The organism is Lysobacter brunescens, assembly GCF_042677005.1.
GTDB lineage: Bacteria > Pseudomonadota > Gammaproteobacteria > Xanthomonadales > Xanthomonadaceae > Lysobacter_I > Lysobacter_I brunescens.
The window spans coordinates 221,767-247,076 of record NZ_JBHTIF010000004.1 but is presented as its reverse complement, the minus strand read 5'-3'; the positions used below and the strand labels follow the sequence as shown (position 1 = coordinate 247,076).

Below are 25,310 nucleotides of genomic sequence, written 5' to 3'. Positions count from 1 at the left end.
TGGGCATGCTCATGTCAGTGTGTTTTCCAGGTCGTGGGCCCAGGCCTGCACCCGGTCGAGCAGCGCCTGCGCGCGGCCGTCGTCCGGGTGTGCGAGGCGCAGGGCCTCGATTTCCGCGCGGTGCGTCTCGAAGGTGTATTCGGACCAGCCGCGATCTTCGCCGAGTCGCTGGCGGCGATACGCGCTCCAGCGCTCGGTGTCCTCGGCGCCCAGCGTCCCGGGCCAGTTGCGTGCCCGGTAGCGGAACAGCAGTTCGGTCAGGCGCGCATCCTGGAAGGCGAAGTCGCGCTTGCCGAGCACTTCGGGCGGCGTGCTGCGCAGTTCGGCGAACTTGCGCTTGTCGCCATCGAGCAGGAAGCCGTCGTACAGCGATCCGTCGACATCCAGCGTCTCCGGCACGCTGCGTTTCGCGTAGATGCGGCGGATCTTCTCGGCGAGCGCGGGGCCGGCATCGCGCAGCTGTGCGGCGCGTGATTCGACCAGCGCCGGATCGATGCGCAGCCGGCCGAAGTCGGCATCGCGCAGATGCTGCCATTCGATCAGCATCGGGCTGCGGTTGAGGTGCACTTCCTTCAGCGGCACGCGCGCCACGTCCGGCGGCAGGTCGGCGGCCGGGGTGTACAGGCGGTCGGCGATGTCGTCGGCATCGAGTGCGAGCAGGGCATCGACCGGCTCGTGCAGGTCGTAGACGATGACCCGGCTGTCGATCTGCGGATGGCGGATCAGCGGCACGACGGCCGCCGCGCACAGGCGGGACGCGGGGAAACGCTGCGACACGTGCAGCACCGGCGTCATCGCCACGGTATCGAGCAGGCGCGCGGCGAATTTCTTGTCGCGCAGGCGCAGCGTATAGTCCCACAGCTTCGGCTGCGCTGTCCTGAGCTTGCGCGCCATGCCGATCAGTGCACGCACGTCGGACAGCGCCTCATGCGCATCGCCTTCGCGCACGCCGTTGGCCTCGGCGAGATGTTCCAGCTTGAACGAAGGCGCACCGTCCTCGCGCAGCGGCCAGACGATGCCGTCAGGGCGCAGCGCGTGCGCGAGGCGCATCACGTCGAGCAGGTCCCAGCGCGAATTGCCGCCGCGCCACTCGCGTTCGTAGGGATCGAAGAAATTGCGGAACAGGCCGTAGCGGACGAACTCGTCGTCGAAGCGGAGCGAGTTGTAGCCGAGCGTGCAGGTGCCGGGCACCGACATCGCGTCGTAGATCCGCGCGAAGGCTTCGCATTCGCTCACGCCCTCGCGCGCGGCGCGCTGCGGTTCGATGCCGGTGATCAGGGTCGCGGTCGGCGAAGGCAGCAGGTCGTCGGCCGGTCTGACCAGGAAATCCCAGGGCTCGTCGATCGGGTTCAGCTGCTCATCGGTGCGGATCGCGGCGAACTGCGCGATCCGCGTGCGACGCGGATCCTTGCCGTAGGTTTCCAGGTCGTAGAAGAGGAAGCTCGCGCCCATCGATCAGCCCGCGTCCAGCGGTAAGAGGCGTGCGTGCACTTCGTGGTCCAGCCAGTCCCAGTCGATGCCGTCGAGACTGTCGCGGCCCGTGGTGGCCTCGACCAGCAGTGCGCGCTGGATGCGACCGCGCTCGTACGCGGTGGCGTAGGGCACGCGCATGAAGCTGACCATGGCGTAGCGTGGCACGAACAGTCCGGGATGGCGCTCGGCAAGCTGGCGTTCGAGCTGGCGCTGCAGCAGGAAGTCCGCGTCGTCGACGCGATCGCTCATCTCTCTGTAGTTCTCCAGCGCCATCGCCTGGATCGCCGCCGCATTCGGTCGGCGCTCGGCCTCGAACGCCGCGAACGCGCTGGCGAGATCGCGGTCCAGCGCCAGGTGCGAGGCCAGCGATACGCAGTCCTCGAACGCGCAGTTCATGCCCTGGCCGTGGAACGGCACCATCGCGTGCGCGGCGTCGCCGAGCAGCACCGCGCGACCGTCGAGATGCCAGCGGTCGAGGTAGAGCGTGGCCAGCATGCCGGTGGGATTGGCGTCGTAGTCGTGGACGAGGTTCGGGATCAGCGGCACGGCGTCGGCGAAGTCGCGCTCGAACAGGGTCTTGGCGGCGTGGCCGTCTGCAGTGGCCTCGAAGCTGATCGGGCCTTCGTTCGGCATGAACAGGGTGACCGTGAACGTGCGCTCGTCATTGGGCAGGGCGATGCACATGTAGTCGCCGCGCGGCCAGATGTGCAGCGCGTTCGCTTCCATGCGGAAACCGCCGTCCAGCGCGGGCGGAATCTCCAGTTCCTTGTAGCTGTGTGGCATCACCTCGACGCGCTCGCCCAGGTCGGTGGCGCGCAGCATCGCCGCGCGCAGGCTGGAACCGGCGCCGTCGCTGCCGATCAGTGCGTTGAAGCGGTGGGCGATGTCCTCGCCTTCGCCGACGAAGTGCGCGATCTGCGCGTCGAAGTCGACCGATTCGAGCCGGCGGTCGAAGTGCAGGTTCACGCCTGCGGCCTCGGCGGCGTCGAGCAGCAGGATGTTCAGATCGCCGCGGCTGATCGACCAGATCACTTCGCTGTCGTCGCGGCCATAGCGCTGCAGTTGTTCGCCACCTTCGCGGAAATGCACCATCCGGCCGCGCATCATCACCGCCTGCTTCAGCACGTCGGCATCGACCCCAGCGGTGCGCAGCGCGTTGAGGCCGCGCTCGGCCAGGGCGAGGTTGATCGAGCGGCCGCCGGCATAGCCGTGGACGCGCGGATCGCCGCGTCGTTCGAACAGGTCGACGCGCCAGCCGCGCCGCGCGAGCAGCAGGCCGAGCAGCGGCCCGGCGAGGCCGGCGCCGACGAGGGTGAGATGGCGATCGTCGGTGGCGCTCATGCCTGCCACTCCTGCACGGTGCGGACGAAGCGCAGCACGTCCGCGTGGGTGTTGTACAGCGGTGCGGGCGAGATGCGGATCACGTCGGGTTCGCGCCAGTCGCCGAGCACGCCGCGCGCGCCGAGGCATTCGAACAGCGCGCGACCTGCGCTTCTGCCAGTCATGCCACGTCCGCCGGCCACGCGCAGCGACAGCTGGCAGCCGCGTTCGGCAGGCGATGCCGGGGTGACGATCTGCAGCACGTCGCCGAGATGCGCACGGATCAGCGCTTCGAGATGGCCGGTCAGGCGTTCGGATTTCGCGCGCAGCGCAGGCATGCCGGCCTGCGTGAACAGGTCCAGCGAGGCGCGCAGCGGCGCAAGGCCGAGGATCGGCGGATTGCTCAGCTGCCAGCCGTCGGCGCCGGGCGTGGGCACGAACTCCGGGCCCATGCGGAAGCGCGTGGCCTGGTCGTGGCCCCACCAGCCGGCGAAGCGCGGGCGATCGGTGTGCGCATGGCGTTCGTGGACGAAGCAGCCGGCAACCGCGCCCGGGCCGGAATTCATGTACTTGTAGTGGCACCACACCGCGAAGTCGGCGCCACTGTCGTGCAGCTGCAGCGGCAGGTTGCCGACCGCATGCGCGAGGTCGAAGCCGACGATGGCGCCTGCGGCGTGGCCGAGCCGCGCGATCTCCTTGAGGTCGAAGGCCTGGCCGGTGCGGTACTGCACGCCGGGCCACAGCACGAGGGCGAGGCGATCGCGATGTTCGGCGATCGCGCGCTCGATCGCGGCCATCGAGAACGTGCCGTCTTCGCGGTCCGGTTCGACTTCGACCAGGTGCGCGTCGACCGACAGCCCGTGCGCGTGCAACTGCGAGGCCATCGCATGACGGTCCGACGGGAACGCGCCGGCTTCCATCAGGATCACATTGCGCTGCGCGTCGGGCCGGAAGAAGCTGACCATCATCAGGTGCAGGTTCGCGGTCAGCGAGTTCATCGCGACCACTTCCGACGGCTGCGCGCCGACCACCTGGGCGATGCCGTCGCGGACGAGTTCGTGGTACGGCATCCACGGCGCGGGTTCGAGGAAGTGGCCTTCGACCGCGTCGCGCGCCCATTTGTCCATCACTTCGTCGACGTAGGCGCGTGCGCCCTTCGGCTGCAGGCCCAGCGAATTGCCGCAGAAATAGGCCATCTCGGCGCCGTCGTGGCGCGGGATGTGGAACTGGGCGCGGAAATCGCGCAGCGGATCGGCGGCGTCCTGCGCGCGGGCCCAGTCGTCGGTCGGATGCAGATCGGTCATTCGGTCCTCGCGTAAGAAACGGCAGCGTGCGCGTCGAGACGTGCAGGGGCGGAGCGTGCGGCGTCGGCCGGCTCGTCGGGGCAATCGGTGCGATCGAAGCGCATGCGTCGGCTGTAGCGGGTCTCGCCCAGTTGCAGTTCGCCTTCACGCGGCGGCGACAGGTCCATCTCCAGCACGGCAGGTTCGGGTTCGGCGGTTTCGGCGCGACCGCAGTGGTCGCAGCCGGTCATTCGCAGCAGGGCCTTCCAGGGCGTGACCTGCATGTCGATGCGACCCGCATACCAGTATTGGCCTGCATAGGTCGGCGCCTGCAGGGTCGCCTCGCGGCAGACGCGCAGTTCGCGATACAGCGTGATCCGCTCGCCTTCGATCCTGACCGCGCCGATGAAGTACAGCGGTTCGCCATCGAGCGTTCTGCCCGCGCCGGCCTGGCGTTCGATGCCGATGTAGGCGTCGACCAGTTCGGGCATCGGCGACGACGCATCGCCTTCCGATGGCGGGCTGGTTTCCTGCGCGTGTGCGTATGCGACGCAGGCCAGCGACAGCAGCGCTGCGGCGATGGCCGTCGCCGGTTTCATGCGAACCGCGCCTTCGGCAGGCCCAGCCATTCCAGCGCGGTGCCGTGATAGAGCCGCGCCTGTTCGGCTTCGGACAGGTCGAGTGCGGCGATCCCGGCCCCGGGTTCCTGCTCGCCGAGCGGGAACGGGTAGTCGGTGCCGAGCATGATGCGATCGACGCCGCAGGTGTCGATCAGGTAGCGCAGCGCGCGCGGATCGGCGACCCAGGAATCGAAGTAGAAACGCGACAGGTATTCGCGCGGATTGCGGAAGTTGTCGGTCGCGACGAGGTCCGGGCGCATGTTGAAGCCGTGCTCGATGCGGCCGATGGTGTAGGGGAAGCTGCCGCCGCCGTGGGCGAGGCAGACCTTCAGTTTCGGCAGCCGTTCCAGCACGCCGCCGAAGATCAGGCAGCAGGCGGCGCGCGACTGTTCGGCGGGCATGCCGACCAGCCAGGGCAGCCAGTACTTCGGCATCGACTCGGTGCCCATCATGTCCCAGGGATGGATCAGGATCGCGGCGCCGAGTTCGCTGGCTGCCTGGAAGAAATCGAACAGTTCCGGTGCGTCGAGGTTCCAGTCGTTGATGTGCGAACCGATCTGCACGCCCTGCAGGCCGAGCTGGTCGACACAGCGCTCGAGTTCCTGGATGGCAAGGCGCGGCGACTGCAGCGGCACCGTGCCGATGCCGGCGTAATGGCGCGGGTAATCGCGCAGCGCTTCGGCCATGTGGTCGTTGAGCGCCTGGTGCAGGTCGTGCGCGTGCTGCGGCTTCGCCCAGTAGCTGAACATCACCGGCACGGTGCTGATGACCTGCACCTGCACGCCGAAGCCGGCGAATTCCTCGATGCGCAGCTTCGGATCCCAGGTCTTCGGCCAGATCTCGCGGAAGAACTTGCCGTCCTTGTAGATGCGCGAGCGGCCGTCGTCGCCGTGGTGGATCACCGGAAAGCGGATGTCGCCGTATTTCGCGGCGAGATCCGGCCAGTGGCGCGGCAGGTAGTGGGCGTGGGTGTCGATCTTGAGCATGGCGGCGTCAGGACCTTGCATGGGAAAAGAGGGTCGGGATCATGGCGCGCGCTCCGGAAGCCGGTGCAGCGCGCCGTCCTTCATCACGAAGACGACGCGACGCAGGCGTTCGACATCGGCCAGCGGATCGCCGTCGACCGCGATCAGGTCGGCGATGTAGCCGGGCTGCACGCGGCCAAGCGAATCGCCCAGGCCCAGCGCCTCGGCGCCGTTGCGCGTGGCTGCGGCAAGCGCAGCGGACGCGGGCACGCCGGCGGCGACGTACAGGCCGACTTCCTTCGCGGAGGTGTCCGCATCGAAGCTCGGGCCGCCATCGGTGCCCAACGCCAGCGGCACGCCGGCGCGCCAGGCGCGACCGGGGTTGGCCACAGCGGCGTCGGCCCAGGCCTTCAGTTCCTCGGTGCCCTTCACGTCACCACTGCCGGCGAACATCGACAGCTGCGTGCGCACGAAGGCCGCGACCGAGGCGGTCGGCACCAGCCAGGCGCGTCGCTGCTTGAACAGGCGCACGGATTCGGCGTCGAAATAGGTGCCGTGCTCGATCGTCGTCGCGCCGTTGCGCAGCGCGGCGTTGATCGCGGCGGTGCTGTGCGCGTGCGCGGCGATGGGTCGGTAGGCTCGGCGTGCGGCCTCGCTGGCGGTGGAGATTTCGTCGTCGAGCATGATCGGCTGCGCGTCGGCGCGACCACCGGCTTCGCGGCCGGAGCCGGAGACGGTGAGCTTGATCCAGTCCGCGCCGGCCTCGATGTTCTCGCGTACCGCGCGGCGGCAGGACTCCACGCCGTCGCAGCCTGCGGCTTCGAAATGTAGTTCGGTCGGTACCGGATGTTTCGCGCCATGGCCGCCGGTGCGCGAGATCACGCGACCCGCCGCGAAGATGCGCGGGCCGGGCACGTCGCCTGCAGCGATGGCATCGCGCAGTGCGTACACGGTGCCGCCGTTGTCGCCGACATCGCGGACCGTGGTCACGCCGGCATCGAGCAGGCGCTTCGCGTAGCCGGCGCCGGACAGTGCGAGCCGCGCCGGAGACGTGCTGACCTCGGGATCGACGTTCATCGAGATCGCGAGGTGCATGTGCAGGTCGATCAGGCCCGGCATCACGAAACGATCGGACAGATCGACCAGCCGCGCATCCGCGCCGTACTGCGACGCGGGCCGGAAGCCTTCGTCCACCGCGACGATGCGGTCGCCGCGCACGACCACGGTGCGCGTCTTCAGCGCTGCGTCGCCGGGCGAAGCGAGCAGCGTGCCTGCATGGATGACGGTGGTCGGCGGCTCGGGCTGCGCGGCGGCGGCAGGCGGCGGGTTCGATTGCGCGATCGCGGCGAAGGCGCACAGCGCCAGCGCTGCGGCGAACAACGGGCGAGCGATGCGCGGACTCATGCGGCGATGTCCTCGGCCAGCGTTTCCATGCCGCGCGTGGTGTCGATCACGCGGATCACTTCCACGGCATCGGGCAGCGCCATGTGGCAGAGCAGCACGTGGGGAAAACCCGGCACGTGCAGCGTGCGCAGGGCGACCGGCAGCTCCGGCACGACATGGCGATGGCGGTCGACGCCGATCTCCGGGGACGCCGCAAGCCGCGCGCAAACGGCGTCGACGGCATCGATGAAGCGCAGGCCATCGCCGGCAGCCGTCGCCGCGCAGGCATCGGCAAGATGGGCGATGTCGGCGGCGGCCTGCGGGCGCAGGCGCAGTGCACGGGGATTCATGGCTTGAGGCGTTCGCGCTGCTGGGCGAAGAAGGCCTCGCTCACCGGCTCGGCGGGCCCGGAACCCAGGCCGCTGGCGATCATCGCGCGGAGGCTTTCCTCGGCCTTGCGGCGCTGGCGTTCGCGGATCAGTTCGCGCACGTAGTCCGAGGTGCTGGCGAAGCCGCCCTCGCGGACCTCTTCCTCGACGAACCGACGCAATGGATCGGTCAGCGAGACGTTCATCGTGGCGGGCATGCGGTCTCCGGCGTGATCACGGTGGCGATGGCAAAAATTGCCAAGCGAGGATACCCCCGGGGCCGGGTGGTGTCACGGGGCCTGCCGTGGGGGTTGTAGGAGGGCCTTCAGGCCCGAGCTTTTCCGAGCAACCTTATTGAATCCACGAAAAGCTCGGGCCTGAAGGCCCTCCTACAAAGACCTAGCCCTGGGCGTCGTACTTCGCCGGTGCCGGATTGAGGTGGCCGCAGGCCTTGCAGGTGCGGTGCTCGTGCGAGCGATAGAAGCGGTCGAACACCGGCGGGAAATCCTGCTCGACGTCGCGCAGGGTGAAGAATTCTTCGTAGATCTTCGCGTTGCACTGTTCGCAGTACCACAGCAGGCCGTCGAGTTCGTGCGGCAGGCGCTTGCGTTCGATCACCAGGCCGATGCTGCCGGCCATGCGCTGCGGCGAGTGCGGCACGCGCGGCGGCAGGTAGAAGCTTTCGCCGGCCTTGATCGGAATGTCGCGGACCTTCCCGTCTTCCTGGATGCGCAGGACCATCTCGCCTTCCAACTGCATGAACCACTCCGGGCCTTCGTCCCAGTGGTAGTCGGTGCGCTGGTTCGGGCCGCCGACCACCATCACGATGAAGTCCTCGTTGTGGATGCATTTGTTGCCCACCGGCGGCTTGAGCAGATGGCGATGCTCGTCGATCCAGGCCTGCAGGTTGATGGGATTGGGCAGCATGGGAAGTCTCCGGTTCTGCGGGAGCGGTCAGCCGGCGATGCGCTGCGCCAGGCTGGCGTACAGCGGAATGCCGATGGCGAGGTTGAACGGGAAGGTGAGGCCGAGCGCGGCGGTGATGCACCGGCCGACATCGGCTTCGGGCAGGCCGGCGCGCACCGCTGCCGGCGCCGCGATGTAGGACGCGCTGGACAGCATCGCGCCGAACACCGTGGCGCCGCCGATCGAGAGGCCGCAGGCGTCGGCGATGAACACGCCGAGCACGCCATGCGCCAGCGGCAGCGCGGTCGAGAACACCGCGAGTTTCCACCAGCCCCTGCGCAGTTCGGCCAGACGACCGGCAGCGGTCATGCCCATGTCGAGCATGAACAGCATCAGCACGCCCTGGAACAGCGCGAAGTACATCGCGTCGACCTTCTTGATGCCGTCGGGCCCGGAGATCGCGCCGATCGCGAGGCCGCCGAGCAGCAGGATCGCGGTCTTGCCGGTGAACACTTCCTTCAGCGTGTGGTGGCTGGCGGCATCGCTCTGCGTGCTGCGTCCCAGCGCCAGGCCGATGAGCAGCGCCGGCACTTCGAGCACCACCAGCAGGGCGACCAGCACGCCGTCGGGCGTCTGCCCGCTGCGTTCGGCGAACTGGCTGGCGGCGATGAAGGTCACTGCGGACACCGAGCCGTAGTGCGCGGCCATCGCCGCCGCTTCGCGACGGATGTCGCCCAGCAGGAACCTCGCGACCGCATAGGCGCTGAAGGCGGTGAAGGCGCCGGCGGCGAGGGTCATCACCAGCAGCAGCGCCAGCGAGCCCGGGTCCTGGCCGCGCAGGGCCACGCCGCCCTTCAGGCCGATGGCGAGCAGCAGGAAGATCGAGAGATAGGTCTGGATCTGGTCGGGGATCACCAGGTCGCTGCGCACCGCGCGGGCCACGATGCCCAGCACGAAGGCCAGCACGACCGCCGACGTCAGGTTGGTCAGCAGCAGCTCCATCTCAGCGTCCGGCTCCGGACAGCGCGGCGACGCACTTGAGCTCGATCGCGATTGGCGTCGGCAGCGCGGTGATGCCCAGCGTCGTGCGGCAGGGCGCGGTATCCGCGTCGGGGAAGTATTCGGCCCAGATCGCGTTGTAGGTCGGGAAGTCGCGGGCCATGTCGGTCAGGTAGACGGTCACGTCGACCAGGTCTTCCCAGCGCGCGCCGCTGGCGTCGAGCACCGCGCGCACGTTGGCGAACACTGCGTGCGTCTGCGCGGCGATGTCGTAGGCGATCAGCCGGCCGTCGGCGTCGTGCACGTTGCCGGGAATGCCGTTGCTGGCCGGGTCGCGCGGGCCGATGCCCGACAGGAACAGCAGATCGCCGACGCGGCGGGCGTGCGGGTAGCGGCCGACAGCCCTGGGCGCGGCGCTGGCATGGATGACATCGCTCATGGGGAGGCGTCCTGTGCGGGGTCGTGCCTGTCATGCGTGTGTGCGTCGTGCCCGCATGCATCGTGCGCATGCGGCTCGCTGCCGGGGCGATGCGACGCTTCGGCCTCCAGTGCCGCGACCGCGCCGGGATACTGTGCAGCCAGTTCCTCGGCGCTGCTGACGTGCAGGCCGAGCCGGCGGACCACGCCGTCGTGCAGGCCATAGATCAGGCCGTGCACGCGCAGCGACTGGCCGCGCGCCCAGGCGTCCTGCACCACGGTGGCCTGGCAGACGTTCGCGACCTGTTCGATCACGTTCAGTTCGCACAGCCGCGTGTGCCGTGCGGCCTCGTCGCCGACGCGGTCGAGCAGCGCGGCATGCTTGGCGCCGACATCCGCGACGTGGCGCAGCCAGTTGTCGGCCAGGCCGACGCGGGTCCCGGTGAGCGCGGCATGCACGCCGCTGCAGCCGTAGTGGCCGACGATCAGGATGTGCTCGACCTTCAGCAGGTCGATCGCGAACTGCATCACCGACAGGCAGTTCAGGTCGGTGTGCACCACGACGTTGGCGATGTTGCGATGGACGAACACCTCGCCCGGCGACAGGCCGATGATCTGGTTGGCCGGCACGCGCGAATCGGAACAGCCGATCCACAGGTACTTCGGCGCCTGCTGCTGCGAGAGACGCTGGAAGAACTCCGGGTCCTCCAGGCGCATGCGCTCGGACCAGTCGCGGTTGTTGTCGAGCAGGGGTTTCAGGGATTGGGGCACGAGTCGATCCTTCAGGCTCTCAGAGGGCGATGCCGATGTTGCGCGGCTCGGTGAAGAAGCGCATGGCTTCGAGGCCGCCTTCGCGGCCGAGGCCGGACTGGCCCATGCCGCCGAAAGGCGTGCGCAGGTCGCGCATGAGCCAGGTGTTGATCCACACCATGCCGACGCGCAGCTGCGCGGCGAAGCGGTGCGCGCGCTGCAGCTGCGATGTCCAGACCGAAGCGGCGAGGCCATAGTCGGAGGCGTTGGCCAGGGCGAGCGCTTCATCGTCGCTCGCGAAGGATTGCAGGGTGACGACAGGTCCGAAGATTTCCTCGCGGTTGGTGCCGCAGTCCGGGCCGAGGCCTTCGATCACCGTCGGCGCCACGAACCAGCCCGGACGGTCCAGCGCATGGCCGCCGCAGAGCACCCGGCCGCCTTCGGCCTTCGCGCGTTCCAGCGCGCGCACCACCTTGTCGAAATGCGCCTGCGACACCAGCGGGCCCATGCGCGCGTCGCTGTCCATCGGGTCGCCGACGCGCAGCGCCAGCGCGCGTTCGACCAGCGCGTCGCGAAATTCGTTGTAGATGCTGCGTTCGACCAGGATGCGCGAGCCGCACAGGCAGATCTGGCCGCTGTTCTGGAAGGCCGAGCGCACGATCGTGTCCAGATGCGCGCGCCAGTCGCTGTCGGCGAACACCACGGTCGGGTTCTTGCCGCCCAGTTCCAGCGACACCTTCTTCAGGCGTTCCGCGCAGAGCACGGCGATGCGCCGGCCGACGGCGGTGCTGCCGGTGAACGAGACCGCCTTCACCGCTGGATTCGCGATCAGCGGCTCGCCGATGTCGGGGCCGAGGCCGTGGACGATGTTGAGCACGCCCGCAGGAAAGCCGATCTCGCAGGCGAGCTGGCCCAGCATCGTCGCGGTGGCAGGCGTCACTTCGGACGGCTTGGCGACGACCGTATTCCCCGCCGCCAGCGCCGGGGCGATCTTCCAGGTGAACAGGTAGAGCGGCAGGTTCCACGGCGAGATCGTCGCGACCACGCCCAGCGGCTGGCGCAGCGTGTAGTTCAGCCCGGCCTGGCCGTGGTGGGATTCGCTGGCGAACTGGGTCGCGGCGTGGGCGAAGAAGCGGAGATTGGAGATCGCGCGCGGGATTTCGGCATCGCGGGCAAGGGCGAAAGGCTTGCCGCCGTCGCGGGCTTCGGCATGGGCGAAATCGTCGAGCCGGGCTTCGATCGCATCGGCCAGGCGTTCCAGCCAGCGCGCGCGTTCGGTCGGCGGCAGTGCGGACCAGGCCGGGAAGGCGGCCTGTGCGGCGGCGATCGCGGCGGCGGCCTCGTCGCCGTCGCCTGCGGCGACGCGGGCATAGGCATGGCCACGAGCCGGATCGAAGACATCAAGCGTGCGGCCGCTGCGCGACGCGCGGGGGGCGCCACCGATCACGTGCAGGTAGGTGTCCATGCCGGCAAGCTTACCGGTCGCGGTCGCTCCTGTCCCGCAGCGCGTGCCGGCGTCGTGCACATTCGCCGCAGTTCGCGTCAATTCACAGGCGTAGGGAGCTGGCAGCGCGGGCAGAGGTAGAGACGGCGCGTGCCGTGCTCTTCGCGGACGATGGTCGTCCGGCAGCGCTCGCAGGGCTGGCCCTCGCGGTCGAAGACCTTGAAGCGGAAGCCCTCGGGCGTGTCGGTCAGGTAGTCCTCGCGCATCCCGGACGCGGCCTCGATGCCGCGCGTGGCGTAGCTGCGACGCGGGATGTCGAGCAGGGCCTTCGCCAGTGCCCGCACCTGCGCGGCGCCGAGATCGGCAGGCCGCAGGTCCGGTGCCAGCTTCGCCGCGAACAGCACTTCCGAGCGCAGGTAGTTGCCCATGCCGGCGAGGAAGCCCTGGTCGAGCAGCAGCGCCGCCAGCGCGCGTCCCCGGAAGCGCGGCTCGCGCAGGCGCGCGGCCACTGTGGCCGCATCGAGCGCGGGATCGAGCACGTCCGGCCCAAGCTTCACCAGGAAGGGATGCTGGTGGACCTCGTCGCTGCGCCACATCGCCACGTCGGACGCGGAATACAGCAGGATCGCCCGGTCCGCCGTCTCCAGCGCGACACGCAGGCTGCGCGTGGTGTCCGGGCGTTCGCCGGCAGCGGCCACCTTCCACACGCCGTACAGCTGGTTGTGGCTGTACAGCGTCCAGCCGTGGTCGAAGCGGGTGAGCAGGGCCTTGCCGTGCGGGGTGATCGATTCGATGGTGCGCCCGACCAGATCCTTCGCGTGCCGCTGCAGCGCGGGTGTCCAGAACCAGGCGCGCGCCAATGGCCTGCCGACGACGGCAGCGGCGAGGGCGTCGGCGGCACGGCGGATTTCAGGACCTTCTGGCATCGGGCGGGCTCGTCGTTCGGGATGCCACGCGTTACGGGTGCTGGGCGGGCCCGGATGCGCGCCTCAGCCCGGCGTCGGCGGGATGTGCTGCGGCTCGTGGTATTCGAAGCCGATGTGGCGTTCGGTGATCCGCGCGATGCACGCGGAGACGCGCACGGCGGGGCCGCAGCCCTCGAAGAAGAACAATTGCGCGACGTTGCCCGGGCTCAGCAGGAAGCCGGCCGGGCGATAGATGCCGCAGCCACCGGTCGACAGGTCCAGCACGTCGGCAACCCAGGCCATGTCGCTGTACTGGACCAGTACCTTCATCGGATAGGGCACGCGCTGGCTGTCGCGGCGGTCCCTGGTGAGCACCTGTTCCATGGGGCATTCCGGAGGTCGGGGGAGCGGCATACGTTGCCGCAGCGGCGGCGGGGACGCAACGTCGGGGGGGCCGGGTTTCAGGCGCGATCGACCGTCAGCGGCTGCCTCAGCAGCGTCGAGGCAGCGACCAGGGCCCCGAAGGTGCAGAAGGTCAGTGCCAGCACGCCCGATGTGACGAAGAACGCCCGGCCGAAGCGCGCGTATTCGCTGGCCTGCGGCGGGAAGTAGCGCCACATCGCCATCGAGACCGCCAGCAGCACCAGCGGGTAGGTCGCCTGCGCGGCGACATGGGCGTGGAGCGAACGGGGATCTTCGGGCCGTATGGGTTCGGGGACACGCAGCAGGCGGGCGACGAGCAGCGATGCGCCCAGGCCGACGGCGGGCGTCATCAGGCCCATTCCGATCACCATGGCGCCGAGCGGGATGCCGAACCAGCCCGCTGCCAGCGCGTGCGAGCCTTGTCCCAGCGACTCGACCAGGAAATCCCAGCCGACGACGATGCTCGCGGCGAAGACGAGGGCGCAGAGGAGCAGGCGAAGCAAGATCATGGCGAGCTGCTGTGCAGGCGCATGGAGATCAGATCGACTGCATCCGCCCGCCGTCCACCGCCAGGCTGACGCCGTTGATGTAGCCGGCGGCGGGCGAGGCGAGGAAGGCGATCGCGGCGGCGATCTCCTCCGGCTGGGCGAAGCGGCCGGCGGGCACGGTCTGGCGCATCCCGGCGGCAACATCCTCCTGGCTCTTGCCGCTGGCGGCGGCGCGGTCGTGCAGGATCTGGTCGAGGCGGCCGGTGCGGGTGTAGCCCGGCAGCACGTTGTTCACGGTGATGCCCTCGCCGCCGAGTTCCCGCGACAGGGTCTTGGCCCAGCTCGCCACTGCGCCGCGGATGGTGTTCGACACGCCGAGGTTCGGGATCGGTTCGTACACCGAGGTCGAGATCACGTTGACGATCCGGCCCCAGCCTGCGGCGCGCATGCTGGGCAGCACCGACTGCACCAGCGCGTGGTTGGCGAGCAGGTGCTTGCGGAAGGTGTCGACGAAGGCGTCTTCGGCCGCCGCATGTGCCGCACCGCCGGGCGGGCCGGCGGTGTTGTTCACCAGCACGTGCACCGGCCGTTCGTGCGCCAGCGCCTGCACGGCCGCGCGCAGGCCGTCTGTGTCGGCGACATCCGCGGCGACGAGGCCGTGACGCTGCGCGCCGGAGCGGGGCAGGGCATCGACCACCGCCTGCAGCTTGGCGGCGTTGCGCGAGAGCACGGTCACGTCCGCGCCGAGCAGCGCCAGTTCGTGCGCTGTGGCGCGGCCGATGCCTTCGGAGGCGCCGCAGACGAGCGCATGCTTGCCGCTGAGGTTCAGGTCCATGGTCGGGTGTCCGTCATTCGGCGCTGCCCGGTTCCCGGGCGCGCATGAGGTGGGCGATCGCCCGGGCATCGCAGTCGTCGCGCGCGGCCATGGCGTCGATGACCGCCTGCCGGTTGGCGGGCGGATGGTTCTGGCTGAGCTTGAATTTCAGGTCGATGCGCACCGGCCGGAACCGGAAGCCGACGATGCCCCGCAGCTGGCTGCGATGGTCGGCGCGTTCGGGTTCGAAGCGCCAGTCGTTGCCGACCGTGGGCTCGAAGCGCCGGCTGAGGCGGTCGACGAGATCGGCCAGTGCGGCTTCGTCCTCGAAGGTCTCGACGCTGCCGTGCAGGTGCACGACCGCGTAGTTCCAGGTCGGCACGCGCGCCGCCGTCTCCTTGTCCGGATACCAGCCGGGCGACACGTAGGCGTGCGGCCCATGCACGATCATCAGCATCCGCCCGACGTGCCCGGCCTGCGGATTGGGGCGTGCCCAGTGGCCTTCGACCAGCACATCGTCGCCGTCGCGGCGATAGAGCACCGGCAGGTGGCTGACGAAGGGCGATCCGTCGTCGCCGGTGCTGACCAGGGTGATGAAGGGATCGGCCTCGACCAGCGCATCCAGCGCGGCGAGATCGGATTCGATGAAGGCGCGCGGCTGGTACATGGTCGATTCCCTTCCGTTGCGTGCGCCGACCGCAGCCGATCCTGCGTTCAGGCCCGCGCGCCGAGCGTCAGCACCATGCGAGCGCGCAGTGCCGCGTCGTCATCGCCATGCGGCGGTGCGATCTCGCCGAGCGAGAAGCCGCGCTCCAGCGCATCTTCCTCGTCCAGGCCATCCCAGCTCACGAATTCGGCGTCCATCAGTGCGGCGCGGGCGCTGTCTTCGCTGTCGTAGGCCAGGGTGTTGCCGTCGCTGTCGAACACCTCGGCGGTGCCGGCTTCCAGCACGCGCAGGCGTGCCCAGACGATCGTGCGGCCGAGGCTGGCCAGCCACCATTCCGTGCGGATCTCGTCGAACGCGGAACCGGTCATGCGGAGATCTCCGCCCACAGCCAGAGGATGCCCGCCGAGAACAGGCCGAGCAGGATCACGCTCAGCGCCACGCGGGCCGGCGTCGCCAGGCCGCTGAGGTTGCTGTCGCCGGTCTGACGATAGCCGCCGAGCAGCAGCCACCACAGCGCCGAAGGATTCGCGAACGCGAACTCGCCCAGCCCGGCGTGCAGCTCCGGATGACGATCACGCAGATGGACGAGGGTCAGCGGCCAGAAGATCACCAGCGCGCAGAACCCGGCGATGGCCAGCGCGAGCGAGACGAGGGCGAAGAACAGGATCATGGTGCAGTGGCTTCCGGGTCGTGGCGGTATTCGCCGATCACTTCGATCAGGCCGACGATTTCGTCGTTGAAGGCGTCCAGCTCCTCCGCCGGCACCCACCATTCGGTGTGGTGCGCGCCGCCGACCTTCTGCACCGCGTAGCGGTCGACGCAGGCCTTGCGGACGCGGAAGCGGGTGACGTAGCCGACGCCGCTGTCCCTGATGTTCCAGCGCGTCGCGATCTCCATCGCGTAGCGTTCGTTGGTGACCGGGTAGAAGATCGGTTGTTCGGGCAGGCGCGGCGGCCAGCGACGGAAACCGCTGGCTTCGACCAGTGCGAGCTCCTCCGGACCGGTCGGCCGGTACATCACCACGCAGTCGCCGTCGATCTCGATGGCGCCGGAAAAGTCGTTCATCGCAGGCGTTCCGTCAGAACTCCGCCGAACCCGGCGCACGCGGGAACGGGATGGCGTCGCGGATGTTGGCCAGGCCGCAGACATAGACCACCAGGCGCTCGAAGCCCAGGCCGAAACCGGCGTGCGGCACCGTGCCGTAGCGGCGGAAGTCGCGATACCACTGGTAGTGCGCCGGGTCGAGGCCGAACTGCGCGATGCGCGCGTCGAGCACGTCGAGGCGCTCCTCGCGCTGCGAGCCGCCGATGATCTCGCCGATGCCCGGGGCCAGCACGTCCATCGCGGCCACTGTTTTCCCGTCATCGTTCAGACGCATGTAGAAGGCCTTGAAGTGCTCGGGATAGTTCATCACCACCACCGGACGACCGACGTGCACTTCGGTCAACCAGCGCTCGTGCTCGGTCTGCAGGTCCAGACCCCATTCGACCGGGAAATCGAACTTCTGCTTGCTCTCCTGCAGCAGGCGAACGGCTTCGGTGTAGTCGATGCGCTCGAACGGCGCATTGATGAAATTCTCCAGGCGCGTGATCGCGTCCTTCTGCACGCGTTCCGCAATGAATGCCATGTCGTCTGCGCGCTCGGTCAGCACCGCGCGGAACAGGTACTTCAGGAAGCGCTCGGCCAGGGTCGCGTCGTCGTTCAGGTCGGCGAAGGCGATTTCCGGCTCGATCATCCAGAATTCGGCCAGGTGGCGGCTGGTGTTGCTGTTCTCGGCGCGGAAGGTCGGGCCGAAGGTGTAGACCTTGCTCAGCGCCAGGCAGTAGCCCTCGACGTTGAGCTGGCCGGACACGGTGAGGAAGGTTTCCTTGCCGAAGAAGTCCTTCGAGAAGTCGATGTTGCCGTCGGCCGTGCGCGGCAGGTTCATCATGTCGAGGGTGGAGATGCGGAACATCTGGCCCGCGCCCTCGGCGTCGGAGGTCGAGATGATCGGCGTGTTGACCCAGTAGAAGCCGTCTTCGTGGAAGAAGCGGTGGATCGCCTGGGCCAGGCAGTGGCGGATGCGGGTGACGGCGCCGAACAGGTTGGTGCGCGGGCGCAGGTGGGCGACCTCGCGCAGGAATTCCATCGTGTGCTGCTTCGGCTGGATGGGGTAGGTCTCCGGATCGTCGACCCAGCCGACGACCTCGACGCGGCTGGCCTGGATCTCGAAGCTCTGGCCCTTGCCCTGCGACGGCACCAGCGTGCCGGTGACGACCACGGCGCAGCCGGCGGACAGGCGCTTCACTTCGGACTCGTAGTTGGGCAGGGCATCGGTTGCCACGATCTGGATCGGCGCGAAGCAGGAGCCGTCGCTGACCTGGACGAAGCTCAGTGCCGTGGAATCGCGGCGGGTGCGAACCCAGCCCTTGATCGTGATTTCGCCGCCGGCGCCTTCACCGGCCAGTCCCTGCTTCACGCTCTTCACGCTTTCGATTCCCATGCCTTGAATTCCCGCGCCAACGCGCCGATATGTGTCGAGCCCCCAAGTTTACTCGACCCTTCAGGCTAGAATCTCCCCCATGGCCATCTCCCTCGCTCCCGCTGCCCTGGAACGCGTCCAGGGCTTCCTCGCCGCCACCCCCGGCGCCCTCGGCCTCCGCTTCGGCGTCAAGCGCACCGGTTGTTCCGGCTGGAGCTACGTCGTCGACCTCGCCCGCGACGAGCGCCCCGGCGACGTGGTCAGCGAATACGCCGGCGTCCGGATCTTCATCGACGCCGACAGCCTGCCGATGGTCGATGGCACCGAGATCGACTTCCACAAGCAGGGCCTGAACGAACAGTTCCTGTTCCGCAACCCCAACGTCGCCGGGGAATGCGGCTGCGGTTCCAGCTTCACCACCGACGCCGACAAGGCGGCCTGACTTTCGACCTATCGGTCCAGTCGGCATGGCGGGATAGACTCGGGCCTTCGCCAGAAGGGGAATCGCTCATGCCCAGTCATCCGATCCGTGCGGTGGCCCGTGCCGCCTGTGCGGCGTTTGTCCTGATCGCGGCCGTCGCGCCTGTCCGCGCCCAGCCGGCCGACGAGGGCAAGCGCCTGCACGCCTTCTTCGCCGAGGAATGGGAGCGCGGCCTGCGCGAGAGCCCGGAAGGGGCGTCGCTGCAGGGCGACCGGCGCTTCGACGATCGCTGGTCCGATTTCAGCCTGCCGGCCATCGAGGCCAGCGCGCGCGCCGACCGCGAGGCGCTCGAGCGGATCAAGGGCTTCGGCCGCGCAAAGCTGTCGCCCGCCGACCAGCTCAACTACGACACCTTCCTGTGGCTGCAGCAGAACCGCGTCGCGCGCCAGCGCTTCCGCGAATACCTGCAGCCGGTCAGCCACCAGGGCGGCATCCAGTCCGCCGACGGCCTGGCCGAGGGCCTGCCGTTCGCGACGACCCGCGATTACCGCAGCTGGCTGGCGCGCATGCGCGCGCTGCCGGTCGCGATCGACCAGGTGATCGTCCTGATGAAGGAGGGCGTCAAGGCCGGCCAGGTGCCGCCGAAGGTGCTGATGCAGCGCGTGCCCGGGCAGATCGCCGCACAGGTGGTCGACGACCCGGCGAAGAGCCCGTTCTACCGGCCGTTCCTGAAGTTCCCGGCCGGCGTGCCCGAGGCCGACCGCGCCGCGCTGCAGGCCGAGGCGCGCGAGGTCATCGCGCAGAAGATCGTCCCGGCGTACCGCACCCTGCAGGCGTATTTCAACGACCAGTACCTGCCGAAGACCCGGGCCGGGATCGCGGTGAGCGACCTGCCCGACGGTCGCGCGTACTACGACTTCCTCGCTGCCGACTACACCACCACGCGCCTCACCGCCGACCAGATCCACGACATCGGCCTGAAGGAAGTGGCGCGCATCCGCGCCGAGATGGAGAAGATCCGCGTCGAGGTCGGTTTCCAGGGCGACCTGGCCGCGTTCTTCGACCACCTGCGCACCGACCCGAAGTTCTTCCACAAGACGCCCGAAGCGCTGCTGACCGCTTACCAGGCGATCTCCAAGCGCATCGATCCGGAGCTGGTGAAGGTGTTCCGCACCATCCCGCGCCAGCCCTACGGCGTGCGCCCGATCCCCGACAACATCGCGCCCGATACCACCACGGCCTACTACCAGCAGGGCGCCAGCGACGGCAGTCGTGCCGGCTTCTATTACGTCAACCTGTACAAGCCCGAATCGCGGCCGATCTGGGAAATGATGCCGCTGTCGCTGCACGAGGCCGTGCCGGGCCACCATTTCCAGTTCGCGCGCGGCCTGGAATTGCCGGATGCGCCGATGTTCCGTCGCACCGCCTATTTCGTCGCCTACGGCGAAGGCTGGGCGCTGTACGCCGAGCAGCTCGGCTATGACATGGGGCTGTACGACGATCCCTACGACCGCATGGGCCAGCTCGCCTACGAAATGTGGCGCGCGGTGCGCCTGGTCGTCGACACCGGCATGCATGCCAAGGGCTGGAGCCGCGAGCGCGCCATCGCCTACTTCAAGGACAACGCGCCGAAGGCCGAACTCGACATCGTCAACGAGATCGACCGCTACATCGGCACGCCCGGCCAGGCGCTGGCCTACAAGATCGGCCAGATCCGCATCTCCGAACTGCGTGCGAAGGCGAAGGCCGCGCTCGGCGAAAAATTCGATGTCCGCGACTTCAACGATGCCGTGCTCGAAACCGGCTCGGTGCCGCTGGAAACCCTGGAGAAGCACATCGACGCGTGGATCGCCGCGCGTCGCTGATCTTTCCCGTGTAGAGCGGAGCTTGCTCCGCTCATGTGTTGCCTTGATGGACGAGCGGAGCAAGCTCCGCTCTACACGTTCCGCGTCATTTCACCGGCGTCAGCACCAGATCCTGGAAGTCGAAGCTGAAGTCGGTGTTCGGCGAGATCGCTTCCATGCGTGCCTCGCGGACCTTGCCGTCGGGCGTCAGCGAGAAGGTGACGAAGGCGTCGGCATTCAGCCAGCGCTCGTCCCAGCGCACCAGGAAGGTGTCGTGGTGCCAGTGCTGCAGCGTGCCGATCAGCGACTTCGTGCGCGAGAAGCGCATGCGCAGCGCGCCGTTCTCCTGCGACACCACGACATCGCCATACCACGGGTCGCGATAGGTCGCGGCATAGCCAGCGAGGGGCAGGGCAGGCTTCGACCCCTTCGCCCGCGCGGCCTGGTGCTTCGCCCAGCTCTCGTCGCCCTTGGCGCGCGACTTCGCCAGCGCCGCGCCATAGGCCGCGTTCCAGTCGGTCTTCGGCGCGTCGAGGTAGGCGTCGAGCACGCGCAGGGTGATCGCGTTGAACGCGCCGCCGAGTTCCGCACTGGTCATCACCATCACACCGAGCTTGCGATCCGGCAGCAGGGTCAGGCGCGACACTTGGCCCGGCCAGCCGCCGGTGTGCCAGACCAGCTTCTGGCCACGGTAGTCCGACAGCATCCAGCCCTGGCCATAGCCGACGAAGTTGGGCTTTGCCGGCAGCAGTTCCGGCACCGAAGGCAGGCCCACCGGGATCGGCGTGATCATCGACCACATCTCCGCCTGGGTCTTCTCGGAGAACAGCCGCTGTTCCTTGCCGTCCGCGTCGCGATACGCGCCACCGGCCAACTGCAGGCGCATCCAGGTGCCCATGTCGCGGGCGCTGGCGTACAGCCCGCCGGCGCCGGAGACGTTGTGCCAGCTCAGGCGCGGCGCCGGTTCCAGGCGTTTGCCGTCGGCGAGCGCATAGCCGGTTGCCACGTTGTCGCCCGGCTGCAGCGCGTCGCTGTTGAAGCGGGTCTCGCGCATGTCCAGCGGCTGCAGGATGCGCGTACGCAGGAAGGCTTCGAAGGGCTGGCCGCTCGCTTTCTCGACGACCAGCTGCGCCACGCCGTATAGGATGTTGTCGTAGGCATAGCGGTCGCGGAACGAGCCGGCGATCGGCACGTGGCGCAGTCGCCGCGCGACCTCTTCGGTGCTGTAGTCGGTGCCGGGCCAGTAGAGCAGGTCGCCGGCGCCAAGCCCCAGGCCGCTGCGGTGCGCGAGCAGGTCGCGGATGCGCATCTCGCGGGTCACGTAGGGATCGGCCATCTGGAACCAGGGCAAGTGGTCGACCACCCGGTCGTCCATCTTCAGCTTGCCCTCCTCGGCGAGCATGTTGAGGGCGACGGCGGTGAAGGCCTTGGTGTTCGAGGCGATCGCGAACATCGTCCCGGCATCCACAGGCGCGCCGCCCAGCTCGCGCACGCCGTAGCCGCGCTCGAAGACCACCGCCCCGTCCTTGACCACCACCACGGCCACACCCGGCACGTCGAAGGTCTTGCGGACCGCTTCGACGTAGGCGTCGAAGTCGGCCAGCTGGGCCGGCAGCGCGGGCGCGGCGGCTGGGGTCGGCGAGGGCGGAGCCGGCGGAGGCGGGGTGGTCGCGAGGGCGGTCGGGGCGAGGCCCGGGAGCATGGCTGGGACCAGGGCGAGCGCGAGGGCGCAGGCGAGGCCGGTGCGGCGGGTTCGGGACATGGCGGGCAAGGTCGGGATGGGCAGGCGAAAGGGCGCCACTATCCCGCAAACCCGCCCAGCCGGCATCCGCCGGAGGTCCCGGTTGCCCCCGGACCGTGTTCGGGTGGGTCCGGGTTTGCGCCCAAGTGCTTGAACCTGCCATACTTTCTGGCTCCCGCTCGGACCCGCGTCCCGGCAGGGGACCTTGCTCCACCGTCGCCAGCCCGGCGTCGGGGGGCTTTCGCAGGCAATCCCGCCTGTCGATATCCACAAGGACACCGCAATGCGTCATTACGAAATCGTCTTCATGGTCCATCCGGACCAGAGCGAGCAGGTGCCGGCGATGGTCGAGCGCTACAAGTCGCTCGTCGAGAACGGCAACGGCAAGATCCACCGCCTCGAAGACTGGGGCCGCCGCCAGCTCGCGTACCCGATCCAGAACCTGGTCAAGGCCCACTACATCATGATGAACATCGAGACCAGCCTCGATGTCCTGAATGAACTGGTCGACACCTTCCGCTTCAACGACGCCGTGCTCCGTCACCTCGTCATCAAGCGCGACGGCCCGGAAACCGAGCAGTCCCTGATCATGAAGAACAAGGATGACAAGGACAAGGCCGAGAAGGGCGAACGCCGCCGTCGCGACGACGATGCCGCCCCCGATACCGCTGACGGCGAAGACGCCGCCGAATCCGCCGAAGCCTGAGGAGCGCACCCATGTCCAAGTTCTTCCGTCGCCGCAAGTTCTGCAAGTTCACGGCCGAAGGCGTGAAGGAGATCGATTACAAGGATCTCAACACCCTGCGCCAGAACCTCACCGAGAACGGCAAGATCGTGCCCAGCCGCATCACTGGCACGAAGTCCAAGTACCAGCGCCAGCTCGCCACCGCCGTCAAGCGTGCGCGTTTCCTGGCCCTGATCCCGTACACGGACAACCACAACGTCTGATCGCTGCGCCAGCTCGCCCCGGCGTTGTCGCCGGCCGGCCGCGCAAATCCTCATTGGCCTTGAGCCAACTCCGGTTTGCGCGTCCGTCCGCTCCTAGCCGGGCCATCGCTGGCTGTGCGATCGAGCGTTCTGCATCGTTTTCCCGTCCATTCGGACAGCCACCAGTTGCGGGCGCCCATCCAGCGCGCCCGCTAACGAATACGGAGTCATCATGGAACTCATTCTTCTGCAGAAAGTCGTGAACCTCGGCAACCTGGGCGACAAGGTCAAGGTCAAGCCGGGCTACGGCCGCAACTTCCTCGTGCCGCAGGGCAAGGCCGTGCCGGCCACCGCCGCCAACGTCGCCGCGTTCGAAGCCAAGCGCGCCGAGTACGAAGCCAAGGCCAAGGCGCTGGCCGACGATGCCGAGAGCCGCCGCAACGCGCTCGACGGCGTGGTCGTCACGATCCAGGCCAACGCCTCGACCGAAGGCAAGCTGTACGGTTCGGTCGGCCCGCGCGACATCGCCGAGGCCCTGACCGCCGCCGGCCACAAGGTCGGCAAGTCCGAAGTCGTCATGGGCTCGGGCCCGCTGCGCAACATCGGCGAACACGAAGTTCTCGTGCACCTGCACGCCGACGTCGAAGTGCCGGTCAAGGTCGTCATCGAGCCGGAAGCCGCCTGATCCGCTTCACGCATGTGTCACCGGGACGGGCGCCGCAAGGCGCCCGTTTCGTTTGAAGGGCCCACTCGCCTTTCGTCGGGCCAGGTTCGGGTCCCGGTCGTCGTCTCCAGGGATGAGACACCCGGGCCCGAAGTTATGCACAGGTTTTCCATAGACTTGTCTGCAACACCCGCGCTCGGTCGCGGCATAGGATGCCTGACCGGCACAGCCCAGCTTCCGTCCCTCGCCGCGTTCTTCCGGAGCAGCATTCCACGATGGCCTTCCGTCCCAACGCCTACGGCGACAACAACCGTCGCCGCGACACCTTCAGCGACAGCCGGGTCGAGCAGTTGCGGATCCCGCCGCAGTCCATCGAGGCCGAGCAGGCCGTGCTCGGTGGCCTGATGCTGGCGCCGGACGCCTTCGACCGCGTCGCCGACCGGCTCAACGAGGAAGACTTCTACCGCCGCGACCACCAGCTGATCTATCGCGCGATCCGCGAGCTGGCGGAAAAGAGCAAGCCCTACGACGCGGTGACGCTGGGCGAATGGTTCGAGTCGAACGGGTTCTCGGAACTGGTCGCCGGCGGCGCCTACCTGATCGAACTGGCCAGCACGACGCCCTCGGCGGCGAACATCGCCGCGTATGCCGAGATCGTCCGCGACAAGTCGATCCTGCGCCAGCTGATCGACACGGGCACCGGCATCGTCAACAACGCCTTCCAGCCGGAAGGGCGCGACAGCGACGAGATCCTGGCCGAGGCCGAGAAGGAAGTCTTCGCGATCTCCGAAGCGCGTTCGCAGGGGCGCACCGACTTCGTCGCGATCAACAAGGCGATGGCCGAAGCCTTCGACGTGCTGCAGACGCGCTACCAGAACGGCGGCGGCGTCACCGGCCTGCCGACCGGCTATACCGAATTCGACGAGATGACCGCCGGCCTGCAGCCGACCGACCTGATCATCCTCGCGGCGCGTCCCGCGATGGGCAAGACCACCTTCGCGCTCAACATCGCCGAGCATGCGGCGATCAAGACGAAAAAGCCGGTCGCGGTGTTCTCGATGGAAATGTCGGCATCGCAGCTGGCCCTGCGTCTCATCTCCGCGAACGGCCGCGTCAACGCCACGCGCCTGCGTACCGGCCAGCTGGAAGACGAAGACTGGAGCCGCGTCAGCAGCGCGATCCGGATGATCAAGGAAACCAAGATCTTCATCGACGACACGCCCGGCCTGTCGCCCGAAGGCCTGCGCGCGAAGTCGCGCCGCCTCAAGCGCGAGCACGGCCTGGGCCTGATCGTGATCGACTACCTGCAGCTGATGCAGGTGCCGGGCAACAGCGAGAACCGCGCAACGGAAATCTCCGAGATCTCGCGATCGCTCAAGGGCCTGGCGAAGGAGCTGGGCGTGCCGGTCATCGCGCTGTCGCAGCTCAACCGCTCGCTGGAAACCCGCGCCGACAAGCGTCCGGTGATGGCCGACCTGCGCGAATCGGGCGCCATCGAGCAGGACGCGGACATGATCGTCTTCATCTACCGCGACGATTACTACAACAAGGAAAATTCGCCGGACAAGGGGCTGGCCGAGATCATCATCGGCAAGCAGCGTTCGGGCCCGACCGGCTCGTTCAAGCTGAAGTTCTTCGGCGAATACACGCGCTTCGACAACCTCGCGTTCGATTCGATGGGGAGTTTCGAGTAACCGCGATTCCGGGTCGAGTTTCCATGCAGGGGGACGCATGCTGGCTGAGCTGTTCGTGTTCGTGTTCACTGCGTTGTTCGCAGCCGTCATGCTCTCCCGCTGGGCACGGGGACTGCGATGGATCGACTGGATCCTGCGTCGCATCTTCAAACTCGACGACGATGCGTTGATGTCCTGGGGGCAGTCGCAGATCTTCCTGATCGTCACCATGCTGGCCATGGTGTTGTGTGCCGTGTCGACGGCGCGCCTGTTCTTCGCCTTCATGAACTGGGTCACGGCGTGATCACGCTCGGCAGTCTCAGGCCCTGAGAGACCACTCCTCGACAATACCCA

General features: G+C 68.3%; 29 protein-coding genes and 1 pseudogene. 7 read left to right on the top strand and 23 right to left on the bottom strand.

From position 1 onward, the window contains the following. Positions 1-9: 9 nt before the first annotated feature. From sbcB to asnS, 22 genes and pseudogenes are all read right to left on the bottom strand, one after another. Positions 10-1,452 (bottom strand): exodeoxyribonuclease I, encoded by a 1,443-nt coding sequence (gene sbcB, locus ACFQ0E_RS16535; protein ID WP_386825706.1) that lies wholly within the window; start codon positions 1,450-1,452, stop codon positions 10-12. 3 nt (positions 1,453-1,455) lie between these two features. After that, positions 1,456-2,814: an FAD-dependent oxidoreductase gene (locus ACFQ0E_RS16530; protein ID WP_386825705.1), complete on the bottom strand. Its 1,359-nt coding sequence runs from the start codon at positions 2,812-2,814 to the stop codon at positions 1,456-1,458. Further along, complete coding sequence (gene kynU / locus ACFQ0E_RS16525; RefSeq protein WP_386825704.1) at positions 2,811-4,097, bottom strand: kynureninase; 1,287 nt, start codon at positions 4,095-4,097, stop codon at positions 2,811-2,813. The genes ACFQ0E_RS16530 and kynU overlap by 4 nt, the downstream gene beginning before the upstream one ends. Beyond that, complete coding sequence (locus ACFQ0E_RS16520) at positions 4,094-4,675, bottom strand: hypothetical protein (RefSeq protein ID WP_386825702.1); 582 nt, start codon at positions 4,673-4,675, stop codon at positions 4,094-4,096. The genes kynU and ACFQ0E_RS16520 overlap by 4 nt, the downstream gene beginning before the upstream one ends. Next, positions 4,672-5,703 carry an amidohydrolase family protein gene (locus ACFQ0E_RS16515; RefSeq protein WP_386825701.1) on the bottom strand — a complete coding sequence of 344 codons (1,032 nt, stop codon included), beginning with the start codon at positions 5,701-5,703 and terminating at the stop codon, positions 4,672-4,674. The genes ACFQ0E_RS16520 and ACFQ0E_RS16515 overlap by 4 nt, the downstream gene beginning before the upstream one ends. Before the next feature lie 18 nt (positions 5,704-5,721). Beyond that, on the bottom strand, positions 5,722-7,065 hold the full coding sequence (locus ACFQ0E_RS16510; protein WP_386825699.1) for an amidohydrolase family protein: 1,344 nt from the start codon (positions 7,063-7,065) through the stop codon (positions 5,722-5,724). After that, positions 7,062-7,394, bottom strand: coding sequence for a type II toxin-antitoxin system RelE/ParE family toxin (locus ACFQ0E_RS16505; protein ID WP_386825698.1), 333 nt, complete (start codon positions 7,392-7,394; stop codon positions 7,062-7,064). Before ACFQ0E_RS16505 ends, ACFQ0E_RS16510 begins: the two co-directional genes overlap by 4 nt. Then, positions 7,391-7,630 carry a type II toxin-antitoxin system ParD family antitoxin gene (locus ACFQ0E_RS16500; RefSeq protein WP_386825697.1) on the bottom strand — a complete coding sequence of 80 codons (240 nt, stop codon included), beginning with the start codon at positions 7,628-7,630 and terminating at the stop codon, positions 7,391-7,393. Before ACFQ0E_RS16500 ends, ACFQ0E_RS16505 begins: the two co-directional genes overlap by 4 nt. Before the next feature lie 181 nt (positions 7,631-7,811). After that, positions 7,812-8,339, bottom strand: a complete 528-nt coding sequence (locus ACFQ0E_RS16495; RefSeq protein WP_386825696.1) for a 3-hydroxyanthranilate 3,4-dioxygenase — start codon at positions 8,337-8,339, stop codon at positions 7,812-7,814. A gap of 27 nt (positions 8,340-8,366) precedes the next feature. After that, positions 8,367-9,320, bottom strand: a complete 954-nt coding sequence (locus ACFQ0E_RS16490) for a sodium-dependent bicarbonate transport family permease (protein ID WP_386825694.1) — start codon at positions 9,318-9,320, stop codon at positions 8,367-8,369. A gap of 1 nt (position 9,321) precedes the next feature. Next, entirely contained in the window at positions 9,322-9,756 is a 435-nt protein-coding gene (locus tag ACFQ0E_RS16485; protein ID WP_386825692.1) for a RidA family protein, read from the bottom strand. Between the two features lie 113 nt (positions 9,757-9,869). Beyond that, positions 9,870-10,451: pseudogene (can, locus tag ACFQ0E_RS16480) on the bottom strand (carbonate dehydratase); the annotation flags it as partial. A 73-nt stretch (positions 10,452-10,524) separates the two neighbouring features. Continuing rightward, positions 10,525-11,949: an aldehyde dehydrogenase gene (locus tag ACFQ0E_RS16475; protein ID WP_386825690.1), complete on the bottom strand. Its 1,425-nt coding sequence runs from the start codon at positions 11,947-11,949 to the stop codon at positions 10,525-10,527. Positions 11,950-12,026: 77 nt separating this feature from the next. Continuing rightward, on the bottom strand, positions 12,027-12,854 hold the full coding sequence (gene nei / locus ACFQ0E_RS16470) for an endonuclease VIII (RefSeq protein ID WP_386825689.1): 828 nt from the start codon (positions 12,852-12,854) through the stop codon (positions 12,027-12,029). Between the two features lie 63 nt (positions 12,855-12,917). After that, positions 12,918-13,217 carry a PilZ domain-containing protein gene (locus ACFQ0E_RS16465; protein ID WP_386825688.1) on the bottom strand — a complete coding sequence of 100 codons (300 nt, stop codon included), beginning with the start codon at positions 13,215-13,217 and terminating at the stop codon, positions 12,918-12,920. A 77-nt stretch (positions 13,218-13,294) separates the two neighbouring features. Beyond that, positions 13,295-13,765: a hypothetical protein gene (locus ACFQ0E_RS16460; RefSeq protein WP_386825686.1), complete on the bottom strand. Its 471-nt coding sequence runs from the start codon at positions 13,763-13,765 to the stop codon at positions 13,295-13,297. Positions 13,766-13,793: 28 nt separating this feature from the next. Further along, complete coding sequence (locus ACFQ0E_RS16455; RefSeq protein ID WP_386825684.1) at positions 13,794-14,579, bottom strand: SDR family oxidoreductase; 786 nt, start codon at positions 14,577-14,579, stop codon at positions 13,794-13,796. Positions 14,580-14,592: 13 nt separating this feature from the next. Next, positions 14,593-15,225, bottom strand: coding sequence for an FMN-binding negative transcriptional regulator (locus ACFQ0E_RS16450; RefSeq protein WP_386825683.1), 633 nt, complete (start codon positions 15,223-15,225; stop codon positions 14,593-14,595). Between the two features lie 47 nt (positions 15,226-15,272). Next, complete coding sequence (locus ACFQ0E_RS16445) at positions 15,273-15,593, bottom strand: hypothetical protein (RefSeq protein WP_386825681.1); 321 nt, start codon at positions 15,591-15,593, stop codon at positions 15,273-15,275. Further along, positions 15,590-15,895: a hypothetical protein gene (locus ACFQ0E_RS16440; protein ID WP_386825679.1), complete on the bottom strand. Its 306-nt coding sequence runs from the start codon at positions 15,893-15,895 to the stop codon at positions 15,590-15,592. Before ACFQ0E_RS16440 ends, ACFQ0E_RS16445 begins: the two co-directional genes overlap by 4 nt. Continuing rightward, complete coding sequence (locus tag ACFQ0E_RS16435; RefSeq protein WP_386825677.1) at positions 15,892-16,329, bottom strand: ADP-ribosylation/crystallin J1; 438 nt, start codon at positions 16,327-16,329, stop codon at positions 15,892-15,894. The genes ACFQ0E_RS16440 and ACFQ0E_RS16435 overlap by 4 nt, the downstream gene beginning before the upstream one ends. Further along, positions 16,304-17,707, bottom strand: coding sequence for an asparagine--tRNA ligase (gene asnS, locus ACFQ0E_RS16430; RefSeq protein WP_386825675.1), 1,404 nt, complete (start codon positions 17,705-17,707; stop codon positions 16,304-16,306). Before asnS ends, ACFQ0E_RS16435 begins: the two co-directional genes overlap by 26 nt. 79 nt (positions 17,708-17,786) lie before the next feature. On the opposite strand from asnS, the gene ACFQ0E_RS16425 reads away from it, so the two are divergent. Both ACFQ0E_RS16425 and ACFQ0E_RS16420 read left to right on the top strand, forming a co-directional pair. Then, the gene (locus tag ACFQ0E_RS16425) at positions 17,787-18,128 is read left to right on the top strand and encodes a HesB/IscA family protein (protein WP_386825673.1); all 342 of its coding nucleotides are present in this window, start codon (positions 17,787-17,789) and stop codon (positions 18,126-18,128) included. A gap of 68 nt (positions 18,129-18,196) precedes the next feature. Further along, entirely contained in the window at positions 18,197-19,972 is a 1,776-nt protein-coding gene (locus tag ACFQ0E_RS16420) for a DUF885 domain-containing protein (protein ID WP_386825671.1), read from the top strand. An 85-nt stretch (positions 19,973-20,057) separates the two neighbouring features. Here ACFQ0E_RS16420 and ACFQ0E_RS16415 read toward each other — a convergent pair whose 3' ends face one another. Next, entirely contained in the window at positions 20,058-21,713 is a 1,656-nt protein-coding gene (locus ACFQ0E_RS16415) for a serine hydrolase (protein ID WP_386825669.1), read from the bottom strand. Positions 21,714-21,975: 262 nt separating this feature from the next. Between ACFQ0E_RS16415 and rpsF the strand changes: the two genes are divergently transcribed. From rpsF to ACFQ0E_RS16390, 5 genes are all read left to right on the top strand, one after another. Further along, positions 21,976-22,398: a 30S ribosomal protein S6 gene (gene rpsF / locus ACFQ0E_RS16410; RefSeq protein WP_137852290.1), complete on the top strand. Its 423-nt coding sequence runs from the start codon at positions 21,976-21,978 to the stop codon at positions 22,396-22,398. Positions 22,399-22,409: 11 nt separating this feature from the next. Beyond that, positions 22,410-22,640: a 30S ribosomal protein S18 gene (gene rpsR / locus ACFQ0E_RS16405; protein WP_055247656.1), complete on the top strand. Its 231-nt coding sequence runs from the start codon at positions 22,410-22,412 to the stop codon at positions 22,638-22,640. A 211-nt stretch (positions 22,641-22,851) separates the two neighbouring features. Then, a complete protein-coding gene (gene rplI / locus ACFQ0E_RS16400; protein ID WP_137852291.1) occupies positions 22,852-23,304 on the top strand; it encodes a 50S ribosomal protein L9 in 453 nt (150 codons plus the stop codon). Between the two features lie 254 nt (positions 23,305-23,558). Then, a complete protein-coding gene (locus ACFQ0E_RS16395; protein WP_386825665.1) occupies positions 23,559-24,977 on the top strand; it encodes a replicative DNA helicase in 1,419 nt (472 codons plus the stop codon). Between the two features lie 37 nt (positions 24,978-25,014). After that, positions 25,015-25,260: a hypothetical protein gene (locus ACFQ0E_RS16390; protein WP_386825663.1), complete on the top strand. Its 246-nt coding sequence runs from the start codon at positions 25,015-25,017 to the stop codon at positions 25,258-25,260. Positions 25,261-25,310 lie beyond the last annotated feature (50 nt).

Coding starts and splice junctions, on each gene's coding strand:
- ACFQ0E_RS16440 (WP_386825679.1), bottom strand. CDS start 15,895: ATGATCCTGTTCTTCGCCCTCGTCTCGCTCGCGCTGGCCATCGCCGGG.
- asnS (WP_386825675.1), bottom strand. CDS start 17,707: ATGGGAATCGAAAGCGTGAAGAGCGTGAAGCAGGGACTGGCCGGTGAA.
- ACFQ0E_RS16455 (WP_386825684.1), bottom strand. CDS start 14,579: ATGGACCTGAACCTCAGCGGCAAGCATGCGCTCGTCTGCGGCGCCTCC.
- ACFQ0E_RS16520 (WP_386825702.1), bottom strand. CDS start 4,675: ATGAAACCGGCGACGGCCATCGCCGCAGCGCTGCTGTCGCTGGCCTGC.
- ACFQ0E_RS16490 (WP_386825694.1), bottom strand. CDS start 9,320: ATGGAGCTGCTGCTGACCAACCTGACGTCGGCGGTCGTGCTGGCCTTC.
- rplI (WP_137852291.1), top strand. CDS start 22,852: ATGGAACTCATTCTTCTGCAGAAAGTCGTGAACCTCGGCAACCTGGGC.
- nei (WP_386825689.1), bottom strand. CDS start 12,854: ATGCCAGAAGGTCCTGAAATCCGCCGTGCCGCCGACGCCCTCGCCGCT.
- ACFQ0E_RS16450 (WP_386825683.1), bottom strand. CDS start 15,225: ATGTACCAGCCGCGCGCCTTCATCGAATCCGATCTCGCCGCGCTGGAT.
- ACFQ0E_RS16465 (WP_386825688.1), bottom strand. CDS start 13,217: ATGGAACAGGTGCTCACCAGGGACCGCCGCGACAGCCAGCGCGTGCCC.
- ACFQ0E_RS16395 (WP_386825665.1), top strand. CDS start 23,559: ATGGCCTTCCGTCCCAACGCCTACGGCGACAACAACCGTCGCCGCGAC.
- ACFQ0E_RS16425 (WP_386825673.1), top strand. CDS start 17,787: ATGGCCATCTCCCTCGCTCCCGCTGCCCTGGAACGCGTCCAGGGCTTC.
- ACFQ0E_RS16515 (WP_386825701.1), bottom strand. CDS start 5,703: ATGCAAGGTCCTGACGCCGCCATGCTCAAGATCGACACCCACGCCCAC.
- ACFQ0E_RS16500 (WP_386825697.1), bottom strand. CDS start 7,630: ATGCCCGCCACGATGAACGTCTCGCTGACCGATCCATTGCGTCGGTTC.
- rpsR (WP_055247656.1), top strand. CDS start 22,410: ATGTCCAAGTTCTTCCGTCGCCGCAAGTTCTGCAAGTTCACGGCCGAA.
- ACFQ0E_RS16485 (WP_386825692.1), bottom strand. CDS start 9,756: ATGAGCGATGTCATCCATGCCAGCGCCGCGCCCAGGGCTGTCGGCCGC.
- ACFQ0E_RS16420 (WP_386825671.1), top strand. CDS start 18,197: ATGCCCAGTCATCCGATCCGTGCGGTGGCCCGTGCCGCCTGTGCGGCG.
- sbcB (WP_386825706.1), bottom strand. CDS start 1,452: ATGGGCGCGAGCTTCCTCTTCTACGACCTGGAAACCTACGGCAAGGAT.
- ACFQ0E_RS16475 (WP_386825690.1), bottom strand. CDS start 11,949: ATGGACACCTACCTGCACGTGATCGGTGGCGCCCCCCGCGCGTCGCGC.
- rpsF (WP_137852290.1), top strand. CDS start 21,976: ATGCGTCATTACGAAATCGTCTTCATGGTCCATCCGGACCAGAGCGAG.
- ACFQ0E_RS16445 (WP_386825681.1), bottom strand. CDS start 15,593: ATGACCGGTTCCGCGTTCGACGAGATCCGCACGGAATGGTGGCTGGCC.
- ACFQ0E_RS16530 (WP_386825705.1), bottom strand. CDS start 2,814: ATGAGCGCCACCGACGATCGCCATCTCACCCTCGTCGGCGCCGGCCTC.
- ACFQ0E_RS16505 (WP_386825698.1), bottom strand. CDS start 7,394: ATGAATCCCCGTGCACTGCGCCTGCGCCCGCAGGCCGCCGCCGACATC.
- ACFQ0E_RS16415 (WP_386825669.1), bottom strand. CDS start 21,713: ATGTCCCGAACCCGCCGCACCGGCCTCGCCTGCGCCCTCGCGCTCGCC.
- ACFQ0E_RS16390 (WP_386825663.1), top strand. CDS start 25,015: ATGCTGGCTGAGCTGTTCGTGTTCGTGTTCACTGCGTTGTTCGCAGCC.
- ACFQ0E_RS16460 (WP_386825686.1), bottom strand. CDS start 13,765: ATGATCTTGCTTCGCCTGCTCCTCTGCGCCCTCGTCTTCGCCGCGAGC.
- ACFQ0E_RS16495 (WP_386825696.1), bottom strand. CDS start 8,339: ATGCTGCCCAATCCCATCAACCTGCAGGCCTGGATCGACGAGCATCGC.
- kynU (WP_386825704.1), bottom strand. CDS start 4,097: ATGACCGATCTGCATCCGACCGACGACTGGGCCCGCGCGCAGGACGCC.
- ACFQ0E_RS16510 (WP_386825699.1), bottom strand. CDS start 7,065: ATGAGTCCGCGCATCGCTCGCCCGTTGTTCGCCGCAGCGCTGGCGCTG.